This window comes from Ancylobacter oerskovii (assembly GCF_018390555.1).
GTDB lineage: Bacteria > Pseudomonadota > Alphaproteobacteria > Rhizobiales > Xanthobacteraceae > Ancylobacter > Ancylobacter oerskovii.
Genome location: NZ_JAHBGB010000019.1, coordinates 144,962 through 158,469 on the forward strand (window position 1 = coordinate 144,962; position 13,508 = coordinate 158,469).

Annotated in this window: 13 protein-coding genes; 5 read left to right on the forward strand and 8 right to left on the reverse strand. The window is 71.1% G+C overall.

The window, feature by feature from the left end; all coding sequences use genetic code 11:
* The 3 genes from KHC19_RS09520 (at position 1) to KHC19_RS09530 (ending at position 4,235) form a co-directional block, all read left to right on the forward strand.
* Entirely contained in the window at positions 1–1,680 is a 1,680-nt protein-coding gene (locus KHC19_RS09520) for an ABC transporter ATP-binding protein (protein WP_378295668.1), read from the forward strand.
* The gene (locus KHC19_RS09525; RefSeq protein ID WP_213352117.1) at positions 1,677–2,363 is read left to right on the forward strand and encodes an NUDIX domain-containing protein; all 687 of its coding nucleotides are present in this window, start codon (positions 1,677–1,679) and stop codon (positions 2,361–2,363) included. The genes KHC19_RS09520 and KHC19_RS09525 overlap by 4 nt, the downstream gene beginning before the upstream one ends.
* 96 nt (positions 2,364–2,459) lie before the next feature.
* Entirely contained in the window at positions 2,460–4,235 is a 1,776-nt protein-coding gene (locus KHC19_RS09530) for an alkaline phosphatase (RefSeq protein ID WP_213352118.1), read from the forward strand.
* A gap of 658 nt (positions 4,236–4,893) precedes the next feature.
* On the opposite strand, the gene KHC19_RS09535 is transcribed toward KHC19_RS09530, so the two are convergent.
* The 8 genes from KHC19_RS09535 to KHC19_RS09570 form a co-directional block, all read right to left on the reverse strand.
* The gene (locus KHC19_RS09535) at positions 4,894–5,745 is read right to left on the reverse strand and encodes a C40 family peptidase (RefSeq protein ID WP_213352119.1); all 852 of its coding nucleotides are present in this window, start codon (positions 5,743–5,745) and stop codon (positions 4,894–4,896) included.
* Between the two features lie 362 nt (positions 5,746–6,107).
* Positions 6,108–6,470, reverse strand: a complete 363-nt coding sequence (locus KHC19_RS09540) for a MarR family transcriptional regulator (protein WP_213352120.1) — start codon at positions 6,468–6,470, stop codon at positions 6,108–6,110.
* Between the two features lie 170 nt (positions 6,471–6,640).
* Positions 6,641–8,041 carry a leucyl aminopeptidase family protein gene (locus KHC19_RS09545; protein ID WP_213352121.1) on the reverse strand — a complete coding sequence of 467 codons (1,401 nt, stop codon included), beginning with the start codon at positions 8,039–8,041 and terminating at the stop codon, positions 6,641–6,643.
* Between the two features lie 72 nt (positions 8,042–8,113).
* A complete protein-coding gene (locus KHC19_RS09550) occupies positions 8,114–8,704 on the reverse strand; it encodes a histidine phosphatase family protein (RefSeq protein ID WP_213352122.1) in 591 nt (196 codons plus the stop codon).
* Entirely contained in the window at positions 8,701–9,342 is a 642-nt protein-coding gene (locus KHC19_RS09555) for a hypothetical protein (RefSeq protein ID WP_213352123.1), read from the reverse strand. Before KHC19_RS09555 ends, KHC19_RS09550 begins: the two co-directional genes overlap by 4 nt.
* 37 nt (positions 9,343–9,379) lie before the next feature.
* On the reverse strand, positions 9,380–10,177 hold the full coding sequence (fabI, locus tag KHC19_RS09560; RefSeq protein WP_213352308.1) for an enoyl-ACP reductase FabI: 798 nt from the start codon (positions 10,175–10,177) through the stop codon (positions 9,380–9,382).
* Between the two features lie 208 nt (positions 10,178–10,385).
* Positions 10,386–11,366, reverse strand: a complete 981-nt coding sequence (locus KHC19_RS09565) for a DnaJ C-terminal domain-containing protein (protein ID WP_213352124.1) — start codon at positions 11,364–11,366, stop codon at positions 10,386–10,388.
* Between the two features lie 164 nt (positions 11,367–11,530).
* Positions 11,531–11,950 carry an RT0821/Lpp0805 family surface protein gene (locus KHC19_RS09570; protein WP_343207684.1) on the reverse strand — a complete coding sequence of 140 codons (420 nt, stop codon included), beginning with the start codon at positions 11,948–11,950 and terminating at the stop codon, positions 11,531–11,533.
* A gap of 114 nt (positions 11,951–12,064) precedes the next feature.
* Here KHC19_RS09570 and pdxH point away from each other — a divergent pair, with 114 nt between their 5' ends.
* Positions 12,065–12,703, forward strand: coding sequence for a pyridoxamine 5'-phosphate oxidase (pdxH, locus tag KHC19_RS09575; protein WP_378295663.1), 639 nt, complete (start codon positions 12,065–12,067; stop codon positions 12,701–12,703).
* Between the two features lie 45 nt (positions 12,704–12,748).
* Positions 12,749–13,495: an SDR family NAD(P)-dependent oxidoreductase gene (locus tag KHC19_RS09580; protein ID WP_213352127.1), complete on the forward strand. Its 747-nt coding sequence runs from the start codon at positions 12,749–12,751 to the stop codon at positions 13,493–13,495.
* Positions 13,496–13,508: the final 13 nt, after the last annotated feature.

Consider the following 13,508-nt stretch of genomic DNA (forward strand, 5'->3'; position numbering starts at 1 on the left):
ATGAGTGACGATCCGCGCATGAACGCCGCCACCCCCGACGCCCCCCTTCTCTCCGTCGAGGATCTCTCCGTTGCCTTCGCCCGCGAGGGCGGCGCCCCGGCGCTGGCGGTCGACCATGTGTCGTTCCAGCTGAAGCGCGGCGAGACGCTGGCGCTGGTCGGCGAGAGCGGTTCCGGCAAGTCGGTGACGGCGCTGTCCATCCTCAAGCTGCTGCAATATCCCGCCGCCTCGCATCCCTCGGGCAAGGTGATGTTCGAGGGGCGCGACCTGCTCGCCATGGAGGAAGGGCAGATCCGCCGGGTGCGCGGCAACGACATCACCATGGTGTTCCAGGAGCCGATGACCTCGCTCAATCCGCTGCACACGGTGGAGCAGCAGATCGCCGAGATCCTGTCGCTGCACCGGGGCATTTCGGGCAGCGCGGCGCGGCGGCGGGTGATCGAGCTCCTGACCGAGGTCGGCATTCCCGAGCCGGAGACGCGGCTCGGCTCCTATCCGCACCAGCTTTCCGGCGGCCAGCGCCAGCGGGTGATGATCGCCATGGCGCTCGCCAACGAGCCGAAGCTGCTGATCGCCGACGAGCCGACCACCGCGCTCGACGTCACCGTGCAGGCGCAGATCCTGGCGCTGCTCAAGCAGCTGCAGGCGCGGCTGGGCATGGCGCTGTTGTTCATCACCCACGATCTCGGCATCGTCCGGCGCATCGCCGACCGCATCTGCGTGATGAACAAGGGCCGGATCGTCGAGGAGGGAACGGTGGGCGAGGTGTTCGACGCCCCCCAGCATCCCTATACGCGCCAGCTGATCGCCGCCCAGCCCTCGGGCGAGCCGGCGCCGGCGCGGCCGGATGCCGAGCTGATCATGCAGGCGACCGACCTCAAGGTGTGGTTCCCGATCAAGGCCGGGCTCATGCGCAAGACCGTCGGCCATGTGAAGGCGGTGGACGGCGTCTCCGTCGCCATCCGCAAGGGCGAGACGCTGGGCGTGGTGGGCGAATCGGGCTCGGGCAAGACCACGCTGGGGCTGGCTTTGCTGCGGCTGATCTCCTCCGACGGGCCGATCGTGTTCATGGGCCAGCCCGTCGACACGCTCGGCTTCAAGGCGATGCGGGCGCATCGCAGCGACATGCAGATCGTGTTCCAGGACCCGTTCGGCTCGCTCTCCCCGCGCATGTCGATCGCCGACATCATCGGCGAGGGATTGCGGGTGCACCGGCCGGAACTCTCCGCCGACCAGCGCGACGCGCGGGTGGTGGAGGCGCTGACCGATGTCGGGCTCGACCCGGCGAGCCGGCACCGCTACCCGCACGAATTCTCCGGCGGGCAGAGGCAGCGCGTCGCCATCGCCCGCGCCGTCGTGCTGGAGCCGAGCTTCGTGGTGCTGGACGAGCCGACCAGCGCGCTCGACATGATCGTGCAGGCGCAGATCGTCGACCTCCTGCGCGACCTGCAGAAGCGCCGCAGCCTCACCTACATGTTCATCAGCCACGACCTGAAGGTGGTGGCGGCGCTGGCGTCGAAGCTGATCGTGATGCGTCATGGCGAGGTGGTGGAGCAGGGCGAGGCCTCGGCGATGTTCGCCGACCCGAAGACGCCCTATACGCGGGCGCTGTTCGCCGCCGCCTTCCATCTGGAGGAGGCGCCGGGGGCGAACGGTCCCGCCGCCGGAGCCCCGGCGTGAGCGGGGAGCCGCGTGCGGGCGCGCGGCAGGGGAACGCGCCATGCGAGGCGCTCGGCGACCGGGCGGTGCCCGTGACGCTGGAGGGCCCTGCCGATATCGGCGGCGACGGCTTCCGGCCCTATCGTCGTTACACGGTGACGCTGCCGGGCGCCGGCGGCGCGCCGCTGACGCAGACACGCGACATATTGCGGGTCGGGCCGGTGGTGGCGGTGCTGGCCTGGGACCCGGCGGCGGGGGTGTTCGCGCTGATCCGCCAGTTCCGCCTCGCCGCGCATCTGGCGACCGGGCGCGGCGAACTCGTCGAGATCGCCGCCGGGCGGATCGAGGAGGGCGAGGCGGCGGAGACGGCGGCCCGCCGCGAATGCCGCGAGGAACTCGGCGTCGCGCCGCTGGCATTGCTGCCGATGCTGAGCTTCATGCCGACGCCCGGCGTTACCGACGAGCATGCCGAGCTGTTTCTCGCGCTGGTGGATGCCGCGCGGGTGCCGGAGGAGGCGGGGGAGCCGGGCGAGACGGAGCATACCCGCCCGTTCCTGCTGCCGGAAGCGGCGGCGCTGGCGGCGCTCGCCACGCCGGCGCCGGGCGTGATCGGCAACGTGTTCACGCTGGCGGCGCTGCAATGGTTCGCGCTCAACCGCGCGCGGGCAGAGGCGTTCGCCGCCGACCATGCGCCGGCGAAATAAAGGGCGCGCCGGCTATTGTCACCGGCGTGACATCGAAGCTGCCTAGAGGGTTCTGCGATCCGCGGCCGCGCCGCCTGTCCGTAGCGGAGACGCTCCATGCGCAAGACCCTGCTGGCTGCCGCCAGCCTCGCCCTTCTGTCCAGCACCGTGCTGTCCGGCGCGGCCTTCGCTGCTGATACAATATATCCTATCGACCGCGCAACGATTTTGCAAGGCTCGCCTTTCGACTTCAAGGTGGAGTTCGACGGCGTGGTGAAGCCGGAAGAGGTGAAGATCACCATCAACGGCGAGGACTACAAGCACGTGCTCGGCAAGGACGCGACCTTCGTGGAGAAGGAGCCGGGCGTCGAGGCCTCGGCGCTGGTCCTGCGCGGCGCTTCCATCGCCGCTCCCGGCAGCTACAAGGTCGAGGCCAGCGCGGCCGGCAAGACCAAGACGGTGACCTGGGACGTCTACGGCACCCCGGCGCTGCCCAAGGTGAAGAACGTCATCTTCTTCCTCGGCGACGGCATGTCGGTGGCGCACCGCACCGCGGCGCGCATCATGTCCAAGGGCAATACCGAGGGCAAGGCCAACGGCAAGCTCAACATGGACACCCTGGACCACATGGCGTTCATCGGCACCTCGTCGACCGATTCGATCGCGGTGGACAGCGCCAACTCCATGTCGGCCTACATGACCGGCCACAAGAGCGCGATCAACGCCATCGGCGTCTATGCCGACCGCACCAAGGACAGTTTCGACGACCCGAAGGTCGAGACACTGGGCGAGGCGGTGCGCCGCACCGGCAACAAGGCGCTCGGCATCGTCTCCACCGCCGAGCTGCAGGACGCCACCCCGGCGGCGGTGGTCGCGCATACCCGCAAGCGCGCCGACAAGGCCGAGATCGCCCAGATGCTGTACGATGTCCGCCCGGACGTGGTGCTCGGCGGCGGCGGCGCCTATTTCATCCCGCAGTCGACCCCCGGCTCCAAGCGCAAGGACGACAAGAACTTCGTCGAGCTGTTCAAGGCCGACGGCTACCAGATCGCCACCACCAAGGCGGAGCTGGCGCAGGCCTCGAAGTCGAACTCCGGCAAGATCTTCGGCGTGTTCCACCCCGGCAACATGGACACCTGGCTGGACCGCAACCAGCTGAAGAAGGGCACGGTCGGCAAGTTCCCCGACCAGCCGGGCCTGGTCGACATGACCCGGACCGCACTCGACGCGCTGTCGAAGAATCCCGAAGGCTTCGTGCTGATGGTCGAGGGCGCCTCGATCGACAAGATGTCCCACCCGCTGGACTGGGACCGCGCCATCGTCGAGACCATCGAGTTCGACCAGGCCGTCGGCCTCGCCCGCGAATTCGCCAAGAACAACCCAGACACGCTGATCGTCGTCACCGGCGACCATGCCCATGGTGTGTCGCTGATCGGCACCATCGACGACAACAAGCCGGGCACCGAGATGCGCGAGAAGGTCGGCGTCTACGCCGAGGCCGGCTTCCCCAACTATGAGGACAAGGACGGCGACGGCTTCCCGGACCGCATCGACGTTTCCAAGCGCCTCGCCATCTTCGCCAACAACTTCCCGGACTATTACGAGACCTTCCGCCCGAAGCTCGACGGCCCCTTCGTGCCGGCGGTGCAGAACGCCGAGAAGAAGTACGTCGCCAACGAGCAGTACAAGGACGTGCCCGGCGCGGTGCTGCGCACCGGCAACCTGCCGCGCGACAACGACACCGGCGTGCATGCGGTGGATGACATCGTGCTGCAGGCGACCGGCCCGGGCGCCGACGGCTTCAAGGGCTACATGGAAGAGAGCGACGTCTATCGCGTGATCGCCGAGGCGCTGGCCTTCGGCGCCCCGACCAAGCGCGCCTCCGCGCAGTGAGGCCGCGCGGGGCCCGACCCCGCGGCTGACGGACGTGACGATGCCCGGCCCGCCTCGTGCGGGCCGGGCGTTTTTGTCTGGAGGCGGTGCGGATGGCGGACCGGTGTCGTTCGGGCGCCGGCAGGCTGGGTCGCCGGAGGCTCGTTTCGGAAGATGGTGGGGGCCTTTTCTCTCCCTCTCCCCGCCCGAACTCGGCTGTTGCCGAGTTCGGTTCCGGCAAGGTCGAAACCGGAAATAGCCGGTTTCGACGGAGAGGTGGCCCGCGTAGCGGGTCGGTGAGGGGGGACGACATGGGGAGGCCAAGAAGGCCCCTCACCCCACCCCTCTCCCCGACGGGGAGAGGGGGCCTGTCGCTGGGCGGGGGGAGCGCCTTTCTGGCTTAATGGACCGGGCCGCCTCTCAGAGCTGCTTCACCGTGCGCACCGGCGTGCCGGCCGCCGCGATGCAGACCGGTGCGGCGCTGAGGGGCTTGTCGGGCATCGGCCGTATGCGTCCTTCGAGGCCCGAGCTGCGCCCGGGCACCTCAGGATGAGGTCGGTCGTTCGGTTGCAGGTCTTTTGCAAACGGTCCTGCAACGCCCCTCATGCCGAGGTGCCGGCCGCGGGCCGGCCTCGAAGCACGCAGGCGGCCATCCCGAGCGGCAGCTGCCGCACGTCTCTCAGAGCCGCTTCACCGAGCGCACCGGCGTGCCGCCCGCCGCGATGCGGGCCAGCGCCGGGCCGAGCGGCTCGCGCACCACCGACATGTAGTGCGCGGTGGCGTGCAGCAGCGTCCCGGCATCCTCGACGAGGCCGACATGGCCGGGCCAGAAGACGAGATCGCCGCGGCGCAGGCTCGAGAGGTCGCCGGCAAAGCCGATGTCGTGACCGAGCGCGGCCTCCTGCATGTCGCTGTCGCGCGGGCAGGCGATGCCGCAGGCGGTGAGCGCCGCCTGCACCAGCCCCGAGCAATCGAGGCCGAGGCTGGAGCGCCCGCCCCACAGATAGGCGGCGCCGAGGAAGCGGGCGGCTACCGCGACCGGATCCGCCTCGACGCGATCGAGCGGGACGAGATGCTCGGCGAAGACGAAGCCGCCATCGGCGGTCATCAGGAAACGGTCGCGCAGGCCGGTGACGGCGAGGCGGGCGCCGAAGGAGAGCAGGGCGGTCGGCGGCAGCTTGATGCTGGGGCCGGGAAAGACCGGGGTGCGCAGCGCCGCCACCTTGTGGGTGGCCGGCGCGCCGGGCGGCGCCAGCGCCTCCAGCGCCATCCAGCCGACATAACCATCGGCATCGAGCTGCACCCAGCCCCAGCCTTCCTCGGTCGCCTCATAGAGGGTGACGGCCTCGCCGAACAGCGCCTCGGTGGTGAGCGGCGCGGTGGAATCCGGGGTGCGGGTGACGCCGGCGCGCTCGCGGACGACGCGCCAGGGCGTGCCCTCGACATAGCGGGCGGCCTCCACCACCCCGCGCAGATGCGCGGCGGCGAGATCGGGGCGGGCGGGGGTGAGGCGGGGGTCGAGAAGGGTCATGCGCGACACGATCCGTTGCAGCCTGTCGGCTATGAGTTCGATCAAGAGGCATGCGCCAGCCGGGCGCGACAGGCAAGGGCGGCGTCACTCGATGAAGGCACAGGCTTCCCGCTTCGGCCGTTTTGGCGTGCGGCGGTGCCGCGTCGTCCATCCGGCCGGCACCGGGCCGGCGGCCTGCGCGCGGCAACCCGGGACGACCGCAGCCTGAGGTGCGCGCGTCAGCGAGCTTCGAGCGGTGCTCGTTGAAGCGCACCCGGACGAGCCTGCTTCGAGACCCGGCCTTCGGCGGGACACCTCGGGATGAGGGCGATCGGGAGGGCGGGAGCAGGGCGCCATGGCAGGCGGCCGGGTGCATAAGGCCCTCAGCGCGGCAGGCTGCGGGCGGTGGCGACCACGAGGTCGCCGAGCTTTTCCAGATAGAGCGCGCCTTCCACGGTGCGCTGGACGATGACGTTGCGCCGGTCCGCCTCGTCGCGCCGGCGCGAGACCAGCTTCTGCGCGCCCATGGTGTCCAGCGCGCGGGTGATCACCGGCTTGGAGACGCCGAGCCGGGCGGCGAGGCCGCGCACCGTGTGCGGCGGGCTCTCCAGATAGACGCTGAGCAGGATGGCGAGCTGGCGCTGCGACAGGTCGGGCGCCGCCTCGCGCACCTGGTCGCGCACCTGCGCCAGCGCCAGCTCGTGCAGCAGGCGCAGCGCCTGCGACGCGCGCATCTCGACCGCCATTCCACCGCCTCCGCCGTGCGCAATCGTTACGGCTACGGATTGTTCTCGCATTCTCGCGAGGGAACGGCAAGGACGGCTTTCGGAAAAGGCTTAACGGGCAATCACTTCCGCGTTTGCGGCCAGCGGCGCGCCACCCTGCGGGGCGCTCCGCCCGTCGCGCCGGCCCGGCGCTAGCCGTAGCGCTCGGCCAGCAGCGCGTCGAGGGCGCGGATCGCCTGCGCCTCGCCGCCTTCCGGCCGGGCGGGGCGGGTCGAGGGGTTCCAGGCGTAGATGTCGAGATGCAGCCAGGCGCCGGCCCGCTCCACGAAGCGCTGCAGGAACAGCGCGGCGGTGATGGAGCCGGCGAAGCCGCTGCCGGGCGCGTTGTTCATGTCGGCGACCGGGCTGTCGAGCATGCCGGCATAGGGCTTCCACAGCGGCAGGCGCCAGAGCGGATCGGCCTCGGCGGCGGCGTGGCGGGCGAGATCGGCGGCCAGCGCCTCGTCGTCGGTATAGGCGGGGGGAAGCTGCGGGCCGAGCGCGACGCGGGCGGCGCCGGTGAGGGTGGCGAAATCGACCACCAGTTCCGGGGCTTCCTCGTCGGCGAGGGTCAGTGCGTCGGCGAGCACGAGGCGGCCTTCGGCGTCGGTGTTACCGATCTCCACCGACAGTCCCTTGCGCGAGCGCAGGATGTCGCCGGGGCGGAAGGCCGAGCCGTCTATGGCGTTCTCCACCGCCGGGATCAGCACCCGCAGGCGCACCGGCAGGTTGCGGGCCATGATCATGTGCGCGAGGCCCAGCGCGCTCGCCGCGCCGCCCATGTCCTTCTTCATCAGGAGCATGCCGGAGGACGGCTTGATGTCGAGGCCGCCGGTGTCGAAGCACACGCCCTTGCCGACCAGCGTCACCTTCGGCGCGTCGGGGGCGCCCCAGCTCAGGTCGATGAGGCGCGGCGCGCGCGGGCTGGCGCGGCCGACGGCATGGATCATCGGCAGGTTGGCGGCGAGCAGGGCGTCGCCGGCGGTGACCTCGATGGCGGCGCCGTGGCGGGCGGCCAGCGCCCGGGCGGCCGCCTCGAGCTCGGCCGGGCCCATGTCGTTGGCCGGGGTGTTGACGAGATCGCGGGCGAGCGTCACCGCCTCGACCGTGCGGATGAGCGCCGCCGCGTCGACACCGTCGGGAACGACCAGGCGCGGGCGCGGCGTGTTGCGCACGCGGTAGCGCTCGAAACGATAGGCGCCGAGGGCGAAGGCGAGCGCGGCGAGGCGCGGATCCGGCGCGCCGCCGGCGAGGCGGTAGTCGCCGGCCGGCAGCGCGGTGGCGAGCTTGCCGAAGGCGAGCGGATCGCGCGGGGTGGCCTCGACGCCGAACAGCACGCCGGCAATGGCGCCGGCGGCGTCCGGCACCACGAGGAGCTTGCCCGGCTCGGCGCGGAAGCCCGACGCCTCGGCGAAGGCGACGGCGACGGACGGCAGCTCGCCGGCCACCTGCCGCCAGTCCTGCGCGGTGACGCACCAGATCGGACGCGGCTGGTCGGCGGCCTCGGCGCGGATCAGCACAAGGGCGGCATGCTGGGGGGCATCCTGCGGCATCTCTTCCTCAATCTCCGGCTTCGGCCTCGCGGCCCGACGTGAAGGCCCCGCCTGTCGGGTGCGGGATGGTCGTCAGGCCAGCGCCATCTCGAAGGCGCCGTCCTCGATCAGATAGACCGCGCCCTGGCGCACCGGCAGGAACGCCGCTTCCTGCGCCGGCATGCCGGTGAGGGCGTGCAGGATCGCCCGCACCACGCCACCATGGGTGACGACCACGGCGTCGCGGGCGATCTCGCCCATCGCCGCCATCACCCGCACCGAGAGGTCGGAATAGCTCTCGCCGCCGGGCGGACGGTAGTGCCAGGGATTGGCGCGGTGGTCGGCGACCGAGGCCGGGTCGCGGCGCTTCAGCTCGGTCCAGGTGTTGCCTTCCCAGCGACCGAAGGAGATTTCCTTCAGTCGCGGCTCGCGGCGGAACAGGTCCGGCGGCAGGCCGAGCTCGGCGCGTAGGATCGCCATGGTCTGGGCCGCACGCGACAGCGGGCTCGCGACATAGTCGAGCGGCCCCACGTCGCCCGCCAGCCGCTCGATGACGCGGGCGAGGCCGGCGGCCTGCTCGCAGCCGAGATCGTTGAGCGGAATGTCGTGGCTGCCCTGCAGGCGGCCGGCGAGGTTCCAGTCGGTCTCGCCGTGCCGCACGAGGAAGATCCGGCGTTTGCTCATCGCGACGGCAGGGACACGGTGTGCGTGTAGCTGGTGCCGCCATTGCGGCCGACGCGCGGCCAGGCGACGCGGACCGTCACGCTGCCGCCGCCGCGCGGCGGCCGGCCGGCCAGCACGAGGCGGCTGCCGCGGATGTTGCGGCCCACGCAATAGGTCGAGCCCGCATCGTTGCCGGTCGCGGTGAAGGCGCCGTAATCGGTGGTGAGGTTCACGCCGCGCGGGGCGCTGAGGACGGTGAGGGTCGGCGCGTCGGCGGGCTGGCAGGAGGTGTCGGCCATGCCGGCGGCGAAGACCACGCGGCCGGCGCCGCCGCCGGTGAGCAGCGCCAGGCGCTGGTAGCTGCTGTCATTGGCGGCGGGCGAGGCGTAGCCGGGGAAAATGGCGCCGCCGCCGCCGAAAATGCGGTCCCAGAACGGGTATTGCTGGAAGCTGGGCGGGGTGCCGCTGTCCTGGTTCGGGGAGCCCGGGGTCGCCCAGTCCGGCGGCAGGCCGGAGCCCGGCGGCGGGTAGACGGTGATGGCGGTCTCGGCGGCGGCCGGCAGCGCCGCCGGGACGACGCTCCCCGCCAGCAGCATGGCCATCGCCGCCATGCGGACGGCGCCGCGCATCCTGCCTTGTGTGCCGGGAGCCTTGATCATCGCCGTCTCCTGTCTGGTCCTGGAAGCCGTCCCGGCGTCAATCCCGCTCGAGGGTGAGGTCGGGAGCCTCGGGATTCTTCATGCCCACCACATGGTAGCCGGCATCGACGTGATGGATCTCGCCGGTAACGGCGCGGCCGAGATCGGAGAGCAGGTACATGCCGGTATCGCCGACCTCGTCGATGGTGACGGTGCGGCGCAGCGGCGCGTTCAGCTCGTTCCACTTCAGGATGTAGCGGAAATCACCGATGCCGGAGGCGGCCAGGGTCTTGATCGGCCCGGCGGAAATGGCGTTGACCCGGATGTTCTTCGGGCCGAGGTCGGCGGCGAGGTAGCGCACGCTCGCCTCCAGCGCCGCCTTGGCGACGCCCATCACGTTGTAATGCGGCATCCACTTCTCGGCGCCGTAATAGGTGAGCGTCAGCATCGAGCCGCCGTCCTTCATCAGCTTCTCGGCGCGCTGGGCGACGGCGGTGAAGCTGTAGCAGGAGATCAGCATGGTCTTGCTGAAATTCTCCGCCGAGGTGTCGACATAGCGGCCGTCGAGCTCGTTCTTGTCGGAGAAGGCGATGGCGTGGACGAGGAAGTCGAGCCCGCCGAGCTGGCGCTCGGTCTCGGCGAACACCGCGTCGATGGTCGCGGGATCGGTGACGTCGCAATGCCCCACCAGGGCGGCGTCGAGCTCGGCGGCCAGCGGCTCGACGCGCTTCTTCAGCGGCTCGCCCTGATAGGTGAAGGCGAGCTTCGCCCCCTGCATATGGGCGGCCTTGGCGATGCCCCAGGCGATGGAGCGGTTATTGGCCACTCCCATCACCAGGCCGCGCTTGCCGTTCATCAAACCGGCCGAAACCGTGCCCTGCTCCGTCACGCCCTGCTCCGTCAACCCAATTCAACGCCGTGCGGCGAGAGGTTCCTATCGCACAGCGGCGGGGAGCGCTCAAGCGAGCCGGAAGGAGGGGTGGACCCGGCGGGCACTCCCGCCGCGACACGCCCGGCGGTTCCGGCGGCGTCGCCGGGCGGAATCTTCCTCCCGGCCCTCGCCGTCAGTCTTCCTGGCCGGAGCCTTCCCGGCCGGCCCATCGCCGCATCAGCGCCTCGAGTTCCGGGTCCGGCTTCTCCGGCAGCATGATGCGCAGGGTGGCGAGGATGTCGCCGTCGCCGGTCTCGCCGGCCGGCAGCCCCTTGCCGCGCAGGCGGAAGGTGCGCCCCGAGCTGGTCCAGGCCGGCACGCTCAGCTCCACCGAGCCGGTGAGGGTGGCGACGCGGACCTTGCCGCCGAGCACCGCATCGGCCAGCGGCACCGGCACGTCGATGCGCAGGTCGTGCCCGTCGACGCGGAACTGGCGGTTGGGGGCATAGGCGACCACCACATAGGCATCGCCCGGCGTGCCGCCGAAGGCGCTGGCCTCGCCCTGGCCCTTGAGGCGCATGCGGAAGCCCTCGACGGTGCGCGGCGGGATCTTGACCTCCACCGAGCGCCCGTCGGGCAGCGTCACCTTCACCGGCCCGCCGACGACCGCCGTCTCCAGCGGCACCGGCACGCGGATGTCGATGTCGCTGCCGCGCGGAGGCTCGAAGCCGGAGGACGAGCCGCGCCGGCCGGCGCGACCGCGGCCCATGCCGCCGAGAATGTCGGAGATGACGTCGTCGAAGCCGCCGGCATCGTGCCGGCCGGCACGGCCGCCGCCGGCGCCCTGGCCGAAGGAGAAGCTCTCGAAGATGCTGTCGTCGTCGCCGGCCTGGCGGAAGCCGCCGCGCCGGAAGCCCCCGGCGCCGGCGCCGAAGCCCTCGAAGCCGCGCGGCTTGCCTTCGGCGTCGATCTCGCCGCGGTCGAACTGGCCGCGCTTTTCGGTATCGGAAAGGATCTCGTAGGCGCCGTTGAGTTCGGCGAACTTCTCCTGCGCCTTCGGGTCGGAGGCGTTGGCGTCGGGGTGCAGCTTCTTGGCAAGGCGCCGGAAGGCGCGCTTGATCTCGGTCTGGTCGGCGCTGCGGGCGACGCCAAGAATGTCGTAGGGATCGCGCATGGACAGGTCTTCTCGGCCGGCGGTTCCGGGCTCAGCTCCCCATATGGAGGCAGTGTTGCGCCGATGCAACGGTCAGTCGCGCGATTGATGCGGATATAACGCGACGTCCAGATAATTCGTGCCGCCGCGCCGGCGCCGGGAGGCCCGGCCGGCGCGGCCTGGCGTCAGCTGCGCTCCAGCATCCGCGCCTGGCCGATGCGCCAGCCGCGCGCGGCGGTGCGGCAGGCCTCGCCCTGCAGCCAGTCCTCGTTTTCCGCCCGCACGAAGCTCACGAGGAAGGCGCGGCACTTGCCGTCGTCCTTGCTGGCCAGCGGGGTGACGGTGCCGCGCGTGGCGGTGGCGGTGTTTTCCCACGGCACGCTCGGCGCGGCATCGCGGGCGGCGAGCGCCTCGGCCAGCGCCTGGCGGGCGGCGATCCAGTCGTCCGGCGTCACGCCGCTCGGCACGGGTTCGCCGGCGGAGGTGGCGACCGGGGCCGGGGCGGGCGCGATCGACCCGGTGACGGTGCCGTCGAGCCCCGGCGCCAGCACGCCGCAGCCAGCCAGCGCCGCGGCCGGCAGAAGCGCCAGAAGACGGAAAAGCACTGGGCGCGCTGCCCGCTGCCCCCTATATGGGAGGCGGCGGCCGCCTTTGCGCTTCGCCGCCCCTGCCCGCCCGATCGCTGTCAACATGGGCCGCCCCCGGTCCCGACGCCACTGATGAAGCCAATGGATACGCAAGAACCGTTAACAGCCGGTGATTTCACCGCGGCCGACGAGCCTTTCGCCCTGTTCGAGCAATGGTTCGCGGAGGCGCAGGCCAGCGAGCCGAACGATCCGCACGCCATGGCGCTCGCCACGGTCGACGATGACGGGCTGCCCGACGTGCGGATGGTGCTGCTCAATGCCCATGACAGCCGCGGCTTCGTGTTCTTCACCAATACCGGCAGCGCCAAGGGCCGCGAGCTCGCCGCCCATCCCAAGGCGGCGGCGGTGTTCCACTGGAAGTCGCTGCGCCGGCAGATCCGCGTGCGCGGCCCGGTGGAACAGGTGAGCGGGGAGGAGGCCGACGCCTATTTCGCCACCCGCCCGCGGCTGTCGCAGATCGGCGCCTGGGCCAGCCAGCAGTCGCGGCCGCTGGAGGGACGCTTCGCGCTGGAGACGGCGATCGCCAGGGTGACGGCGCAATACGCACTCGGCAGCGTGCCGCGCCCGCCGCACTGGACCGGCTTCCGCATCAAGCCGGTGCAGATCGAGTTCTGGCACGACCGCCCGTTCCGCCTGCACGACCGCATCGTGTTCCGCCGCGCGGCGGAGAGCGAGGGCCTGTCTTGGGTCAAGACACGGCTCTATCCTTGAGCTAGACCTGTCACCCAGCACGCGCTCCACCAGACAAGGTTCATCATGTCGGGTACCAACCAGCCCCGCCGCACCCTCCTGCTGACCGGCGCCTCGCGCGGGATCGGCCATGCCACCGTGAAGCGGTTCTCGGCGGCCGGGTGGCGGGTCATCACCTGCTCGCGCCATGCCTTCCCGGAGAACTGCCCGTGGGAGATGGGGCCGGAGGACCATATCCAGGTCGATCTCGGCGACGAGGCGGATACGCGCCGCGCCGTCGAGGAGATCAAGAGCCGGCTGCCGGACGGGAAGCTGCACGCCCTAGTCAACAATGCCGGCATCTCGCCCAAGGGGCAGGGCGGCGCCCGGCTCGGCACCATCGACACGCCGGAGGAGACCTGGCGCAAGGTGTTCCAGGTGAACTTCTTCGCGCCGATCCTGCTGGCGCGCGGCCTCCTGGAGGAGTTGAAGCGCACGCAGGGCGCGGTGGTGAACGTCACCTCCATCGCCGGCATGCGGGTGCACCCCTTCGCCGGGGCGGCCTATGCCACCTCCAAGGCGGCGCTGGTCGGGCTGACGCGCGAGATGGCGGCGGATTTCGGCCGCGTCGGCGTGCGGGTCAACGCCATCGCGCCGGGCGAGATCGACACCTCCATCCTCTCGCCGGGCACCGAGAAGATCGTCGAGCAGATTCCGATGCAGCGGCTCGGCACCCCCGACGAGGTGGCGAAGATCATCTACGTGCTGTGCACCGACACCTCGTCCTACCTGAACGGCGCCGAGATCCACATCAATGGCGGCCAGCACGTCTGAGCGCGACGGGGCC

Bases quoted from the DNA above. Each gene is read 5' to 3' on its own strand.
- KHC19_RS09545 (WP_213352121.1), bottom strand. From the start codon at position 8,041: ATGCCGCAGGATGCCCCCCAGCATGCCGCCCTTGTGCTGATCCGCGCC.
- KHC19_RS09580 (WP_213352127.1), top strand. From the start codon at position 12,749: ATGTCGGGTACCAACCAGCCCCGCCGCACCCTCCTGCTGACCGGCGCC.
- KHC19_RS09555 (WP_213352123.1), bottom strand. From the start codon at position 9,342: ATGATCAAGGCTCCCGGCACACAAGGCAGGATGCGCGGCGCCGTCCGC.
- pdxH (WP_378295663.1), top strand. From the start codon at position 12,065: ATGAAGCCAATGGATACGCAAGAACCGTTAACAGCCGGTGATTTCACC.
- KHC19_RS09530 (WP_213352118.1), top strand. From the start codon at position 2,460: ATGCGCAAGACCCTGCTGGCTGCCGCCAGCCTCGCCCTTCTGTCCAGC.
- KHC19_RS09565 (WP_213352124.1), bottom strand. From the start codon at position 11,366: ATGCGCGATCCCTACGACATTCTTGGCGTCGCCCGCAGCGCCGACCAG.
- fabI (WP_213352308.1), bottom strand. From the start codon at position 10,177: ATGAACGGCAAGCGCGGCCTGGTGATGGGAGTGGCCAATAACCGCTCC.
- KHC19_RS09520 (WP_378295668.1), top strand. From the start codon at position 1: ATGAGTGACGATCCGCGCATGAACGCCGCCACCCCCGACGCCCCCCTT.
- KHC19_RS09550 (WP_213352122.1), bottom strand. From the start codon at position 8,704: ATGAGCAAACGCCGGATCTTCCTCGTGCGGCACGGCGAGACCGACTGG.
- KHC19_RS09540 (WP_213352120.1), bottom strand. From the start codon at position 6,470: ATGGCGGTCGAGATGCGCGCGTCGCAGGCGCTGCGCCTGCTGCACGAG.
- KHC19_RS09535 (WP_213352119.1), bottom strand. From the start codon at position 5,745: ATGACCCTTCTCGACCCCCGCCTCACCCCCGCCCGCCCCGATCTCGCC.